This is a genomic window from Limnohabitans sp. Rim8, assembly GCF_943326455.1.
Lineage (GTDB): Bacteria > Pseudomonadota > Gammaproteobacteria > Burkholderiales > Burkholderiaceae_C > Limnohabitans_A.
On record NZ_CALPTI020000022.1, the window covers coordinates 26,052 to 40,226 of the forward strand.

The following is a 14,175-nucleotide window of genomic DNA, read 5'->3' on the forward strand; positions in this document are numbered from 1 at the left end:
GCCGTGGCACTGACGCACATCACTTTGCGCGACTTTGTGATCGTGCAGACTTTAGAGCTTGACTTGACGCCAGGCTTCAGCGTCCTGACGGGGGAAACGGGCGCCGGCAAATCCATCTTGATTGATGCGCTGCAACTGGCATTGGGCGCCCGAGCCGAATCGGGCGTGGTGCGAGAAGGCGCCAGCCGATGTGAGGTTTGCGCCGAATTCGACCCCACGCCCGCGATTCAAACTTGGCTTGAGACGGCGGGCTTTGATACCAACGCTTCTTTGCTGCTGCGGCGCACTGTGGACACCGCTGGCAAAAGCCGCGCTTGGATCAACGGCAGCCCGGCCACCGCCACGCAACTGCGCGAGCTGGGCGAGCAGCTTTTGGACATTCATGGCCAGCACGCCTGGCAAAGTCTGACTCGGCCTGACGCGGTACGCGGACTGCTGGACGCTTACGCCGGCATCGACACCCGCCACCTCAAAGCCTCTTGGCAAAGCTGGCGGCAAGCGCAGCAAGCTTTGGCTGATGCAGAGCAGTCACAAAGCACGCTGGCCAACGAGCGCGAGCGGCTGGCCTGGCAAATCGGTGAGTTGGAAAAGCTCAACCCGCAAATGGACGAATGGCGAGAGCTGAGCACCCAGCACAGCCGCTTGGCCAATGCACAAGCCTTGATGGATGGGGCCAACCAAGGCACGCTGCTGCTCGAAGGCGGTGACAACGACAGCGAAAGCGGTGCTCTGCGCCAGCTGTCTCGCGCCATCCAGACTCTGCAGTCACTCGGGCAATTTGAGCCGGAATTCAACGCCTTGGCCGAGGTGCTCAATTCGGCCCAAGCCCAAGCCGAAGACGTGGCCCACAGCCTGCACAGTTATTTGAGAAAAACCGATCTGGACCCAGCGCAGTTGAGCCGCCTAGACGAGCGCATGGGTCTTTGGTTGTCTCTGGCCCGCCGCTATAAAAAGACCCCCGACGAATTACCACAGGTATTGCAGACCTGGCACAAAGAGCTGGCCCAGCTCGACGCTGCAGCTGATTTGGCTGCTTTGCAAAAGGCCGCAGAAACGGCACAAATGTCTTGCACGCAAGCAGCCAAAGCGGTTTCACGCCAGCGCCAGCAAGCGGCCAAGCCCTTGGCCCAAGCGGTCAGCAGCGCCATGCAGCAACTGGGCATGCAAGGCGGCCGCTTTGAAGTGCAGTTGCAAAGCTTGGATGCTCCCGCGCAACACGGTCTCGAAGAAGTCAGTTTTCTGGTGGCAGGCCACGAGGGCAGCACGCCAAGGCCCGTGGGCAAAGTGGCGTCTGGGGGCGAGCTGTCACGCATCGCTCTGGCCATCGCGGTGACCACGAGCGAGCTGGGCGAAGCCGGCACCTTGATCTTTGACGAAGTGGACTCCGGCGTTGGCGGTGCTGTGGCCGAGACCGTGGGCCGCCTCATGAAACAACTGGGTCAATACCGCCAAGTTCTGGCCGTGACACACCTGCCCCAAGTGGCGGCCTGCGCCGATCACCATTTGCTGGTGAGCAAAGCAGCGGTCAAAGGTCAAGTCAGTAGCCAAGTGCGCGGCGTGAAAGGCGAAGAACGTGTGAGAGAAATCGCCCGCATGCTGGGCGGCGAAAAGTTGTCTGCCACCACTTTGGCCCATGCCCGCGAAATGCTGGGCGCTCTTACACAACCCTCTGACCAGAAATTCGAAGAAAGTTGAGCATGGACATCATCCTCATCACTGGCATGTCCGGCTCTGGCAAATCGGTGGCACTGCACGCTCTTGAAGATTCGGGCTATTACTGCGTCGACAACCTGCCGCCCGAGTTGCTGATCCCCTTCGTCAAACTCGAACAACAGCAAAAAGAACAACGCTTGGCGATTGCGATCGATGTGCGCAGCGCCAACTCACTGCATTTGATGCCCGAGCAAATGACCTTGCTGCGCGACATGGGCATGACAGTGAAATCGGTTTTTCTGGATGCCAACTCGGATACGCTGCAGCGCCGCTATTCAGAGTCTCGGCGCAAACACCCTTTGTCAGGGGGAGACAAACCACAAAGCGACAAAGCGCTTGTTGAGACCATTCAATTTGAGCGAGCCCTGCTTGCTGATCTGCGAGACCGTGCCCACGTCATCGACACCAGTTTGCTGCGCTCGGCCCAACTGCAGACCTACATCAAGACTTTGGTCAGCGCGCCGAAGGCTCAACTGACCTTGGTGTTCGAGTCCTTTGGCTTTAAACGCGGCATCCCTACCGATGCCGACTATGTGTTTGACGTGCGCATGCTGCCCAACCCGCACTACGAAAGCGCCCTGAAGCCTCTCACGGGGCGTGATGAACCCGTGCAAGCCTACCTCAGGCAGTCCGAAGAGTTTGTGCAGATGCAGCTGCAGATTGAGGGGTTTTTAAAACACTGGATTCCGGCCATCGAACGTGACCACCGCAGCTATGTCACAGTGGCCATCGGCTGCACCGGAGGCCAACACCGCTCGGTATTCATGGTCGAGCAGCTGGCGCAAAGCTTTGGCACCCGCTGGCTCACCCTCAAGCGGCACCGGGAATTGGACGCGCTCTGAAGAGTCACCTGTTATCCCGCATTCGAAGCGGGGTACCTTTCAATTCGTCGACAATAAAAATCTGATTGGCGCTGGCAGGCCCATCGCTGGCCACGCGTCAGCATCCACCCACTGACCTTCGCATGCCGGCGCGGACTGGACGCAGCCGTGCAATCGCACCGGGTGCAAATGCAAATCGCGGTGCGTCAGCACATGCTTCCAAGGCGCAATGTACTGCGGCTCATTGCCATTTGCCCAAACAGCCCGCAAATCCACTTCTGAGTCAAACACGGGCAAACTGAACAAGCCCGCCCAAATGCCTGTGTCCGGCCTTTTTTGCAACCACACTTGGCCCAGATCGTTCACCGCCCACAGCAACCACAGCGTGGCACTGCTGCGCTTGAGCTTGCGGGTTTTGACCGGATAAGCCATCGGCTTGCCTTGAGCCTGCGCCTGACAGACAGTGATGACCGGGCAAGCCTCGCACTGCGCTTTGCGCGGCAAACACACGGTGGCACCCAAGTCCATCAAGGCTTGGGTGTAACGCGGCATGTCGGCCGCATGCGCGGGCAACAGCTCTTGCGCCAAGGCCCAAAGGGCTTTTTCGTTTTTGGCTATGGCCAAGTCCGCGCCATAGCCCAGCACACGGGTCAGCACCCGCTTCACATTCCCATCCAGAATGGCCGCACGTTCGCCAAAGCAAAAGGCTGCAATAGCGGCAGCGGTGGATCGGCCAATGCCAGGCAAGGTTTGCAAGTCTTCGGCACGGCGCGGAAAAGCCCCGCCAAAACGCCCCATCACCTCCAGGGAGCATTTGTGCATGTTGCGGGCGCGGCTGTAATAGCCCAACCCACTCCACAGCGCCAGCACATCGTCTTGCGGTGCGGCCGCCAGAGCAGCCACATCGGGAAAGCGCTCCAAAAACCGGGGAAAGTAGTCCAGCACCGTGCTCACCTGCGTTTGTTGCAGCATGATTTCAGACAGCCACACGCGGTAAGGGTCCTGGGTGTTTTGCCAAGGCAGGCTTTGGCGGCCGTGCAGGCGCTGCCAATCCACCATGCGGCTTGCAAAACCTTCGGGCAAAGTCATCACGGTTTCTGGCATGAAGAGCAATAAAAAGTGGTGCGCTGACCTTGCAGCATGGACTTGATGGGCGCGGCGCACACACGGCAGGGTTCGCCCGCACGGCCGTAAACCGCAGCTTCGAGTTGAAAGTAGCCGGTCCGCCCTTCGGCGCTCACGAAATCCTTGAGCGAGCTGCCTCCCTGCTCCACGGCACGGGTCAGCACCTGCACGATGGCCGCATGCAACCGGGCCACCCGCGGCTTGGACAAGCGCGCGGCTTTGGTGGTGGGCCGTATGCCCGCCATGAACAAAGCTTCTGATGCATAAATATTGCCCACGCCCACCACCTCGTTGCCCGCCAACAAAACTTGCTTGATGGCCGTCTGTCGTTTTTTAAGGGCCTCGGCAAAAGCGCTGACATCGAATTGAGCGCTCAAGGGCTCCACTCCCAAACGGCCTAACAACTTTTGCGCTTGGGGCGAGTCTTCACCCGGCGCCCAGACCACAGCCCCAAATCGGCGCGGGTCGTGCAAACGCAGCACGCCTCGGTCGGTCACCAGGTCCATGTGGTCGTGCGGCCCGGCTTCAGGCTGGGTGGGTGCGAAGTTCAGGCTGCCCGACATGCCCAGGTGCACCAAGAGCAAGCCTTCATCAAGGTCGAGTAAAAGATACTTGCCGCGCCGCCGAACACCCCAAATTTGCCGGCCTACCAAACTGGCAGCAGTTACACCGAGGGGCCAACGCAGGGGCTTGCCCATTTGCAGCGCCAAAATGTGGGCCGAGGCGATGCGTTCTGCAAAACTGCGACGGGTAACTTCAACTTCGGGGAGTTCAGGCATGGGCTCTGGCGCAAAAAAGGGACAAGGGCCGCACAGCGCTGGGCGGCGGATGCGTGGATTATGATGAAGCCATGAAATCCTGGTATCGAGTCGCGTTGATGTTTCTTTGCGTTCACAGCGCATGGGCACAATCCGTCGCGCCATCTGCTGCCCCAAAAGACCGGCCTGCGGCTCAAAAGTCCGGGCTGGACGCCATGCTTTTTTACCAACTGTTGTTGGGCGAAATGAACGTCAGGGGCGGCGCTCCGGGCAGTGGCTTCTCCATTATTTTGGACGCTGCACGCAAAACCCGAGACCCTTTGCTGTTCCAACGGGCCGTGGATGTTGCACTCCAGTCGCGTTCGGGCGATGCCGCGCTTCAAGCCGCACAGGCCTGGAAAAGCGCCTTGCCCGAGTCCTCTGAAGCCAACCGTTACTTGTTGCAAATTTTGTTGGCCTTGAACCGCTTGGATGAGGCCGGGCAGGCTTTGACCGTGTCGATCCGAGAACTGCCTGCCGATGAGAGAAACACAGCCATCGCGTCAATTCCTAGAGTGTTCTCACGCGTTCAAGACAAAAAACTGGCCGCAGATACGGTCGAGAAAGCCCTCCAAACTGCCTTAAAACAAGCCCCCTCAGCCGCATCAGCATGGACTACGGTGGGCAGAATGAGGCGCGAGGCAGGCCAGTTGGCTCTGGCCGTTGAAGCTACCCGCCAAGCCTTGTTAGCCGACGCCACGGCCTCCGGCCCCTTGATCTTGGCCCTGAGTTTGGTCGGCGCCGCACCGACCGAGCTTTCCCCCTTGATCAGCCGCGCCATGCAAGGCCCTGTGCCTCCCGAGCTTCGCCTTGGCTATGCCCGCTTGCTCATAGGCCAGCTTTCATACACCCAGGCGTTGGAGCAGCTTCAAAAAATCAATACCGACCAGCCTGAATTTGCCGATGCTTGGTGGGTACACGGCCTGCTTTTGCTTGAAACAGGGCAATGGGCATTAGCCGAGCAAAAACTGACGAAACATGTGGCGCTGGCCGCTGTGGCAACAGACAAATCAGCGCCTGCGGGCCTCACCGAGTCTTTGATGGGATTGGCTCAAATTGCCCAACGCAAGGGCCAATGGACGCAAGCCCAACAATGGTTGGCGCAAGTGCCTGCCGATGCCGACCCCATCAAACTGGCCAGCCGACAAGCGGATTTATTGTCCCAACAGGGCCGGCTGGACGAAGCCCGCCAGACTTTGGAGCAGATCAGAGCCAACACCCCAGAGCTGGCCATCAGAAAAGCCTTGGTGCAGTCGCAATGGCTGCGAGACAACAAACAAGCCTCAAGCGCTTACGTCTTGGTGAAACAGACCTTGGCCCAGAACCCTCAAAACACCGAATTGATGTCAGAGTTGGCCATGGTCTGTGAAAAGCTCAAACGCTTTGACGAAATGGAAAGTTTGTTGCGCGAACTCATGAAGCGAAAACCCGATGACCCGCATGCCTTCAACGCCTTGGGTTACTCTCTTGCCGATCGAAACATCCGCCTGCCCGAAGCCCGCCTACTGATCACACAAGCACTCCAGCTGGCTCCTAACGATGCGTACATTCAGGACAGTTTGGGCTGGGTGGCCTTCAGGCAAGGTCAGCTGGCGGAAGCCCTGCAACTGCTTCAGACAGCCTACAAAGCCAAGCCTGACGCTGAAATAGCCGCCCATTTGGGCGAGGTGCTGTGGGTCATGGGGCAACGCGACGCGGCGGCGATCATTTGGCGCGAAGGTTTGCTCCTGAAGTCCGACAACGACACCTTGAACGAAACGCTCAAGCGTTTCCAGTTCAAACCATGAGTCGCTTCATGCCCAATATGGCTTTTGCGTAGCCAGCACCATGACGTTACAGGTTTTACGCCGATGGAGCTTTTGGTCATGGCTTGTGCTTTTAACGGCCTGCGCCACACCACAACCCAAAGTTTCAACGCCTGGCGCTGACTGGTCTGGCCGCTTGGCCATTCAAGTGCTCAAAGACCCCCCTGAATCCTTGAGTGCCGGCTTTGAACTGCAGGGCTCTGCCCAATCTGGGCAAATGGTTTTGCTCAGCCCGATTGGCACCACCTTGGCTCGCCTTCAATGGCAGCCAGAGTTTGCCCGCCTTGAACAGGGCCAACAGCAGATCGACAGCACCAGCTTGCAACATCTGGCCAAAGGGCTTACGGGCACAGAACTGCCCATCACAGCCTTGTTCGAATGGATGGCAGGTCGACCCGCCGATGCGGCAGGTTGGCAAGTTGACCTTTCACAGCACGCCCAAGGCCGAATTACCGCAGAGCGTCGCCTGCCGCCTCCCGCAACCGTGCTGCGCATCGCTTTGGACCGCTGATCGGCTCAAAAACAGAAACACTCCGTCCATGAAAACGTTGCACGATGTGCCGGCCCCGGCCAAATTGAATTTGTTTTTGCACATCACCGGGCGCAGGCCCGACGGGTACCACCTTCTCCAATCGGTTTTCATGCTCATCGACTGGTGCGACACCCTGCATTTCGAAAAGCGTTCAGGTGGCGCCATCAGCCGAGAAGACCTCACCGTGGCTTTGCCTGCCCAAGACCTGATCACCCGGGCAGCCGGCCTGTTACAGCAACGCACCGGCTGCACTGATGGCGTGCACATCGCCGTGGACAAACAAATTCCGGCTCAAGCGGGCATGGGCGGGGGCTCATCCGACGCAGCCACCTGCTTGTTGGCTCTGAACCGACTCTGGAATCTGAATTTAAACTTGGTCAGCTTGGAAAAACTGGGCCTTGAACTGGGTGCTGATGTCCCTTTTTTCTTGCGCGGACGCAATGCTTGGGTAGAGGGTGTGGGCGAAAAAATCACCCCCATCGAACTTCCGCCCGCTGATTTTTGGGTCATCAAACCGCCAGAAGGCATCAATACCGCTGAAATTTTTGGGCATCCTGGCCTGAAACGCGACACAAACGCTGCTATAATTTCGGTCTTTGCTGCAGACCCATATGACTTTGGTCAAAATGATTTGCAGCCTGTTGCTCAAGCTCTTTGCGCAGGCGTTACACAGGCACTCCAAGTGCTCACAACCGCCGGTTTGAAAGCTAGAATGACGGGCTCTGGCAGTGCTGTGTTTGCCCCTTGCGTCGCAAACACCCTTGAAATGTCGGTACCCGATGGATTTCTGGCACGCCACTGCAGCAACATGGAGTCTCACCCTTTATTGGGGTGGGCATCCAGCGAAAGTTGATCGGTCGACTGTCTTTGGCAGTCAACCCGTGTAGGGGAGTCGCCAAGTTGGTTAAGGCACCGGATTTTGATTCCGGCATTCGAAGGTTCGAGTCCTTCTTCCCCTGCCAAATACGTTCAAACGTACAGGCCCTTTTATCTGATCGCTGGAATGCACATGCAGCCTGCTCCACTTCCTCCCGAATTCATGCTGTTCACCGGCAACGCCAACCCTGTTTTGGCGGCCGAAATCGCCAAGCACTTGGGCACTCAGCTCGGCGCGGTCGACGTGGGCCGTTTCTCTGATGGCGAAGTCACCGTCGAGCTCAAGCAAAACGTTCGTGCCCGCGAAGTGTTTGTGGTCCAGTCCACCTGCGCCCCCACCAACGAAAACCTGATGGAACTGCTGATCATGGTCGACGCGCTCAAACGCGCTTCGGCTGGCCGCATCAGCGCCGTCATCCCCTACTTTGGCTACGCCCGCCAGGACCGCCGTCCCCGCTCGACCCGCGTACCCATTTCAGCCAAGGTGGTGGCCAACATGTTGCAGGCCGTAGGCGTTGACCGTGTGCTGACCATGGACTTGCACGCCGACCAAATCCAGGGTTTCTTTGATATCCCGGTCGACAACATTTATGCCTCGCCTGTTTTGTTGGGCGACCTGCGCCAGCAAAATTACGACAACTTGATCGTCGTATCGCCCGACGTAGGCGGTGTGGTGCGCGCCCGTGCTTTGGCCAAGCAACTCGGTTGCGATCTGGCCATCATCGACAAACGCCGCCCCAAAGCCAACGTCAGTGAAGTCATGCACGTCATCGGTGAAATCGAAGGCCGTAACTGCGTGATCATGGACGACATGATTGACACCGCTGGGACCTTGGTCAAAGCTGCCGAAGTTCTCAAAGAGCGTGGCGCCAAAAAAGTCTACGCCTATTGCACCCACCCGATTTTTTCAGGTCCGGCCATTGACCGCATCGCCAAGGGCGAAGCCCTCGACGAAGTCGTGGTCACCAACACCATCCCGCTGACGGCCGAAGCCGCGGCGTGTTCCAAGATTCGCCAACTCTCCGTGGCTCCGTTGATCGCCGAAACGATCCACCGGATTGCCCATGGCGAGTCGGTGATGAGCCTGTTCTCCGATCAAACCTGATCGGTTACGGGCCCCCAGTGGTCAGCCGTCCTCATGGACTGGTTGGCTTTTTTGAGTCAGGGTCGCACTGGTCGCGGTGGACCCTAGAAGGAGAAATGTATGAAATTTGTCGCTTTTGAGCGCGCTAAGCAGGGCACGGGTGCGAGCCGCCGTCTCCGCAATTCCGGTCGCACGCCTGGCATCGTTTACGGTTCCACATCGGCCCCCCAACTGATCGAGCTGGACCACAATGCTTTGTGGCATGCCCTGAAAAAGGAAGCCTTCCACGCTTCGATCCTGGACATGGAACTGAACGGTCAGTCCAGCAAAGTCTTGCTGCGTGACTACCAGATGCACCCCTACAAGCAGTTGGTGCAACACATCGACTTCCAGCGTGTTGATGCCAACACCACATTGCACATGAAAGTGCCATTGCACTTCAGTGGCCAAGACGAGTCTGAAGCCGTCAAGACCGACAAGTGCACGATCACCCATGTTGCCACTGAAATCGAAGTGGCTTGCTTGCCTGCCAACCTGCCCGAATTCATCGCGGTGGACCTGAAGGGCCTGACCATGGGCAAATCACTGCACCTCGACGACATCACTTTGCCTGCTGGCTGCAAAGCCATCACGCACGGCAAAAAGAACCCGGTCCTCGTGTCCGTGGTGGCGCCTGTCGAAGAAGTGGTGGCAGCCCCTGTGGCCGCTCCTGTGGACGCCAAAGGCAAGGGCAAAGGCAAGAAGTAATCTTCTGGCCCGGGCAGCAAAGCCCTGCACCTTCAAGGCCCGCGCAAGCGGGCCTTTTGCTTGGTGCCCATGCTTTGCAACAGCCCACACAGCACCAAGGATAATCAGACACCATGATCAAACTGCTAGTCGGCCTGGGCAACCCGGGCAACGAATACGAAGAGACACGCCACAACGCAGGTTTTTGGTGGATCGACGCGGTAGCCCGCGACCTCAAGGTGTCGCTGGTGCCCGAGCGCAGTTACCACGGCCTGGTGGGCCGCACGACCGTCAACGGCCAAAACCTGTGGTTGCTTGAACCCCAAACCTATATGAACCTGTCGGGCAAGTCGGTCAGCGCGCTGGCCAGGTTCTTCAAAATTCAGCCCCAAGAAATTTTGGTGGCGCACGACGAACTCGACATCCTGCCGGGCGAAGCCAAGCTCAAACTGGGCGGTAGCCACGCTGGGCACAATGGCCTTCGCGACATCCATGCCCAGCTGGGCACGGCGGACTATTGGCGCCTGCGCATTGGCGTAGGCCACCCCGGGGACAAGGCCGAAGTGGTCAGCTGGGTTTTGAAGAAGCCGATGCTGGAGCACCGCAAAGCCATCGACGACAGCATCCACCGTGCGCTGCTGGCCTTGCCGCTGTTGCTGGCTGGAGACATGGAAAAAGCCATGGTCAAAATCCACACCAGCAAACCCCATAGGCCCAAACCGCCCAAGCCACCCAAAGTGGCGCAGCCCCCGAAAAACGAGCCCGACGCTCAGGGCTGAGCCTTGTGCCTCACTGAGCTTGCAGGCGGCGGTATTTGGCCCAAAGAGACTCTTGGTTTTCGATGTGTTGCGGGTTGACGGGAATACAAGCCACAGGGCAGACCTGCACACACTGTGGCTCGTCAAAGTGCCCCACGCATTCGGTGCACTTAGACGGGTTGATTTCGTAAATTTCTTCGCCCAAATAAATCGCTTCGTTGGGACACTCGGGTTCACACACATCGCAGTTGATGCATTCGTCGGTGATCATCAGTGCCATGGCTGGGGCTCCGCAAAATTCTGCAAGGGGGTCATGGCCGAATTATCGGCCACAGACTTGAGCCCGAAGAATTGCAGGGCTGTTCGCAACCCGCCTGAAGGCAAAACAAGACCCCACAAGCCACTCTTGAACTGCGGCATGCGCCTAAAATGACCTGCATGATGAACGCCGACCTGCACTGCCACTCCGTCATGTCCGACGGCACCCTCACCCCCGAGGCCTTGGCCGAACGTGCCAAAGCCAACGGCGTCGAACTCTGGGCACTGACCGACCACGACGAGGTCGCAGGCCAAGAAAGGGCTTTGGCAGCGGCCAAAGCACTGGGTTTGCCGTACCTGACCGGCACTGAAATCTCTGTCACCTTTGCCCATCAGACAGTGCACATTGTGGGCTTGGGTTTTGATGCCCACAACACCGCTTTGGTGGCAGGCTTGCGCCGAACGCGAGGTGGGCGCAGTGAACGGGCCCAGGAAATGTCAGATGGCTTGGCCAAAGTCGGCATCCTCAACGCCTACGAGGGCGCCTTGCAATATGTGGGCAACCCTGAACTCATCTCTCGAACGCACTTTGCAAGGCACTTGGTTGAAACCGGTGTGTGCAGCGACACCTCAGAAGTGTTTCGCAAATTCCTCACCGAAGGCAAACCCGGCTACGTGCCCCACCGGTGGGCACGCTTGCAAGAAGCTGTGCAATGGATCAGCGAAGCCGGTGGCATCGCGGTCATTGCCCACCCGGCACGCTATGGTTTTACCCCCAACGAGGAATACGCACTGTTCAGCGAATTCAAAGCCCATGGCGGGCGTGGTGTGGAGGTCGTCACCGGCAGCCACTCCTCGCCAGAAGCCGTGCGCTATGCCGAGACCGCTTTAGAGTTCGACTTGGCTGCCTCTCGTGGCAGCGACTTTCACAGCCCCGATGAAAGCCGAATCGACTTGGGCACCCTGCCCTATTTGCCAGGCCAATTGACCCCTGTTTGGGAATTGCTGGCAGACCGCATACAGTGAGGCAGCGCAGTGCTCAGGCACTGCGCCAAACATGCGATGAACTGAATCCGAAGAACCATGGCCCAATTTTTCACAGTTCATCCCGACAACCCTCAAGCCCGGCTGCTCAAGCAAGCGGTGCAACTGCTGCATCAAGGCCGAGTCTTGGCGGTTCCCACCGACTCCAGCTACGCGCTGGTCTGCCACCTGGACGACAAAAGCGCCGCAGACCAACTGCGCCGCATTCGCGGGGTTGACGACAAACATCATCTGACCCTGCTGTGTCGCGACTTGAGTGAGCTGGCCAACTACGCCAGGGTCGACAACCCCCAGTACAGGGCACTGAAACAAGCCACGCCAGGACCCTTCACGTTCATTTTGGAGGCGACCAAAGAAGTCCCTCGTCGCGTCAGTCATCCGCAGCGCAAAACCATTGGGCTGCGCGTGCCCGAGCACAAGGTGCTGCAAGAGTTGCTGAGCTTGCACGGAGCACCTTTGCTGGCCACCACCCTGATCATGCCCGGTGAAGAAGTGCCGCTCAACGATCCCGATGAGATTCGTGCGCGCCTTGAACACCACTTGGGCGCGGTCATTGATGCGGGCGCTTGTTCGCTGGAGCCCACCACCGTGATCGACATGAGTGGCGACGCGCCTGAAGTGATTCGCCAAGGTCGTGGCGACCCGGCGCTGCTGGGCCTATAAAAAGACCCGACGCTTCACTTCAAATCGCCGGCCAAGCTGGCCAAGGTGTCCGCGGTGATATCGAGGTGTGAGGGGTAGTGGGTGTGGTCGCAACCCATTTTGACGCCAGCGCCCGCCTTCACCGCCGCGCACATGACCGGCGTGAGTTCAAAACGCACAAAATGCACCGCCGAGGTTTTCTCTTCGGTCTCGCGGTCCAGGTCTTCGTCGGCAATCGCGTACACGCGGGCATGGCCTTCAACCTCGACAAACATGCGGTCTTCCACACCAATCAGCTTGGCGAGTTCACGCTTGCGTTCGTTGATGTCGGTGTACTCGATCATCATGGTCGCCTTCCAGTTGCTGCCGTCCGGCACCAGTGGGGCATAGGCCTCGATCTCTTGCAGGATGCCCTCTTCTTCGAAGACTTTTTCGATGCGCAGCATCTCCTGAATTTGGTAGCGGATGGTGGTTTCGCTCTCAAACTGCATGTTGATGTGCTCACCCAGCTGCACGCTGCGCAGCTTGCGGTGGGCGATCACCTCAGGCTTGTGCAGCTTGCGCCACTTGGTGTAAGCCTCCAAAGACATCAAGGTCTCGGGTGTGATTTTTCCGGTCAGTTGCATGGCGTTGTTCCTTATTTGAGACCGTAGGCTTTGCGCACCAAGGTCAAGGGGTGGTTCAGTTCGGGGGCACCCAAGCCATTGACCTCAAAGCCTTGGGCAATGTGGTGGCCGCCCAGCGGGCAGTCGGAGCTGATGAAGTCGGGCTTGGAGCCGTCCTTCATGGTGGCCATGGCCTTGAAGACGGGTTTGCCGATCTTCATCGCCACGTCGTGCGAGCCTTTCTTGACGCCGTAGGTGCCGGCATGGCCCGAGCAGCGCTCGATGGTGTTGATCTCGGTGTCAGGGATCATCTTGAGCATTTCTTCGGTCTTCTTGCCAATGTTTTGCACCCGCCCGTGGCAAGGAATTTGGTAACTCACATTGCCCAGCTTTTGCGGAAACTCGGTCTTGAGCAAGCCATCTCGCTTGCGGGCCATGAAGTATTCAAAAGGATCCCACATGGCTTCTTTGACCAACTGGGTGTCGGTGCAGTCGGGGAACATCAGAGGAATCTCTTGCTTGAACATCAAGGCGCAGCTGGGCACTGCCGCCATGATGGCGAAGCCATCTTTGGCGTATTGGGCCAAAACCGGGATATTGGCTTCTTTGGAGTCTTTGACCGAGTCCAAGTCGCCCAATTCCAACTTGGGCATGCCGCAACACTTTTCTTTCTCGACCAACACATACGGAATGTCGTTGTGGTCCAAGATTTTGAGCAAGTCGTGGCCAATGCCGGGTTCGTTGTAGTTGATGTAGCAGGTCGAATAGATCGCCACTTTGCCGGGTGTCTTCTCGCCATCCACCACTTTGACCGATTGGGCGTCAGGGGCGCTGGAGCGGAATTTTTGGGTGGCCAATGAAGGCAACCAGGCGTTTTTGTCCACGCCCGCCACGCTTTCCATGATGCTGCGAGCGGTTTCGGTCTTGTTCAGCGCGTTGATCGCCTGTACCACGATCGGAATGCCCGCAAAGGAGCCATGCGTGTCGGTCGAGGCCAAAAACTTTTCAGCCGCACCCACTTCGCCTTTTTTGAACTTGATGGCCTTGGCCCGCAGCATGGTGTGCGGGAAGTCCAGATTCCATTCGTGGGGCGGGGTGTAGGGGCACTTGGTCATGTAGCACAGGTCGCACATGAAGCACTGGTCCACCACTTTCCAGTAGTCCTTCTTGTCGACGCCATCGACTTCCATGGTGCTGCTCTCGTCCACCAAGTCAAACAAGGTGGGGAAAGAGCCGCAAAGGCTCACACAGCGACGGCAACCGTGGCAGATGTCAAAAATACGCTCCAACTCGTCGAAGCATTTTTCTTCGTTGTAAAAGTCTGGGCTCTCCCAGCCGAGGGCGTGCCGTGTGGGGGCTTCGAGGTTGCCTTCTTTGGCCATGTGGTGC

At 58.3% G+C, this 14,175-nt stretch carries 15 protein-coding genes and 1 tRNA gene; 11 read left to right on the top strand and 5 right to left on the bottom strand.

What is annotated here, in order from left to right; genetic code table 11:
• The first annotated feature begins 3 nt into the window (after nt 1–3).
• The gene (recN, locus tag Q1M54_RS13320; RefSeq protein WP_300557992.1) at nt 4–1,695 is read left to right on the top strand and encodes a DNA repair protein RecN; all 1,692 of its coding nucleotides are present in this window, start codon (nt 4–6) and stop codon (nt 1,693–1,695) included.
• A complete protein-coding gene (gene rapZ / locus Q1M54_RS13325; protein WP_300557995.1) occupies nt 1,692–2,555 on the top strand; it encodes an RNase adapter RapZ in 864 nt (287 codons plus the stop codon). The genes recN and rapZ overlap by 4 nt, the downstream gene beginning before the upstream one ends.
• A 39-nt stretch (nt 2,556–2,594) precedes the next feature.
• Here rapZ and mutY read toward each other — a convergent pair whose 3' ends face one another.
• Complete coding sequence (mutY, locus tag Q1M54_RS13330) at nt 2,595–3,623, bottom strand: A/G-specific adenine glycosylase (RefSeq protein ID WP_300557999.1); 1,029 nt, start codon at nt 3,621–3,623, stop codon at nt 2,595–2,597.
• Nucleotides 3,623–4,438, bottom strand: a complete 816-nt coding sequence (mutM, locus tag Q1M54_RS13335; RefSeq protein ID WP_300558002.1) for a bifunctional DNA-formamidopyrimidine glycosylase/DNA-(apurinic or apyrimidinic site) lyase — start codon at nt 4,436–4,438, stop codon at nt 3,623–3,625. Before mutM ends, mutY begins: the two co-directional genes overlap by 1 nt.
• A gap of 194 nt (nt 4,439–4,632) precedes the next feature.
• Between mutM and Q1M54_RS13340 the strand changes: the two genes are divergently transcribed.
• The 7 genes from Q1M54_RS13340 to pth all read left to right on the top strand — a co-directional run bounded on the left by Q1M54_RS13340 (nt 4,633) and on the right by pth (nt 10,258).
• A complete protein-coding gene (locus tag Q1M54_RS13340; protein ID WP_300558005.1) occupies nt 4,633–6,243 on the top strand; it encodes a tetratricopeptide repeat protein in 1,611 nt (536 codons plus the stop codon).
• A 40-nt stretch (nt 6,244–6,283) separates the two neighbouring features.
• The gene (locus Q1M54_RS13345) at nt 6,284–6,772 is read left to right on the top strand and encodes a lipoprotein insertase outer membrane protein LolB (RefSeq protein WP_300558008.1); all 489 of its coding nucleotides are present in this window, start codon (nt 6,284–6,286) and stop codon (nt 6,770–6,772) included.
• A 28-nt stretch (nt 6,773–6,800) separates the two neighbouring features.
• On the top strand, nt 6,801–7,646 hold the full coding sequence (gene ispE / locus Q1M54_RS13350; protein WP_300558011.1) for a 4-(cytidine 5'-diphospho)-2-C-methyl-D-erythritol kinase: 846 nt from the start codon (nt 6,801–6,803) through the stop codon (nt 7,644–7,646).
• A 32-nt stretch (nt 7,647–7,678) separates the two neighbouring features.
• Nucleotides 7,679–7,755 (top strand) — tRNA-Gln (locus Q1M54_RS13355).
• Between the two features lie 41 nt (nt 7,756–7,796).
• Complete coding sequence (locus Q1M54_RS13360) at nt 7,797–8,774, top strand: ribose-phosphate pyrophosphokinase (RefSeq protein ID WP_300558014.1); 978 nt, start codon at nt 7,797–7,799, stop codon at nt 8,772–8,774.
• 99 nt (nt 8,775–8,873) lie between these two features.
• The gene (locus Q1M54_RS13365) at nt 8,874–9,500 is read left to right on the top strand and encodes a 50S ribosomal protein L25/general stress protein Ctc (protein ID WP_300558017.1); all 627 of its coding nucleotides are present in this window, start codon (nt 8,874–8,876) and stop codon (nt 9,498–9,500) included.
• A gap of 113 nt (nt 9,501–9,613) precedes the next feature.
• A complete protein-coding gene (gene pth, locus Q1M54_RS13370; RefSeq protein ID WP_300558020.1) occupies nt 9,614–10,258 on the top strand; it encodes an aminoacyl-tRNA hydrolase in 645 nt (214 codons plus the stop codon).
• A gap of 10 nt (nt 10,259–10,268) precedes the next feature.
• Here pth and Q1M54_RS13375 read toward each other — a convergent pair whose 3' ends face one another.
• On the bottom strand, nt 10,269–10,517 hold the full coding sequence (locus Q1M54_RS13375; RefSeq protein WP_019425839.1) for a YfhL family 4Fe-4S dicluster ferredoxin: 249 nt from the start codon (nt 10,515–10,517) through the stop codon (nt 10,269–10,271).
• A gap of 149 nt (nt 10,518–10,666) precedes the next feature.
• Here Q1M54_RS13375 and Q1M54_RS13380 point away from each other — a divergent pair, with 149 nt between their 5' ends.
• The gene (locus Q1M54_RS13380; RefSeq protein WP_300558024.1) at nt 10,667–11,521 is read left to right on the top strand and encodes a 3',5'-nucleoside bisphosphate phosphatase; all 855 of its coding nucleotides are present in this window, start codon (nt 10,667–10,669) and stop codon (nt 11,519–11,521) included.
• A 57-nt stretch (nt 11,522–11,578) separates the two neighbouring features.
• The gene (locus Q1M54_RS13385) at nt 11,579–12,202 is read left to right on the top strand and encodes an L-threonylcarbamoyladenylate synthase (protein WP_300558026.1); all 624 of its coding nucleotides are present in this window, start codon (nt 11,579–11,581) and stop codon (nt 12,200–12,202) included.
• A 14-nt stretch (nt 12,203–12,216) separates the two neighbouring features.
• Here the strand turns inward: Q1M54_RS13385 and Q1M54_RS13390 are convergent, their stop codons facing one another.
• Nucleotides 12,217–12,807 (bottom strand): DUF3501 family protein, encoded by a 591-nt coding sequence (locus Q1M54_RS13390; RefSeq protein WP_300558028.1) that lies wholly within the window; start codon nt 12,805–12,807, stop codon nt 12,217–12,219.
• Between the two features lie 11 nt (nt 12,808–12,818).
• The gene (locus Q1M54_RS13395) at nt 12,819–14,168 is read right to left on the bottom strand and encodes a heterodisulfide reductase-related iron-sulfur binding cluster (protein WP_300558030.1); all 1,350 of its coding nucleotides are present in this window, start codon (nt 14,166–14,168) and stop codon (nt 12,819–12,821) included.
• Nucleotides 14,169–14,175 lie beyond the last annotated feature (7 nt).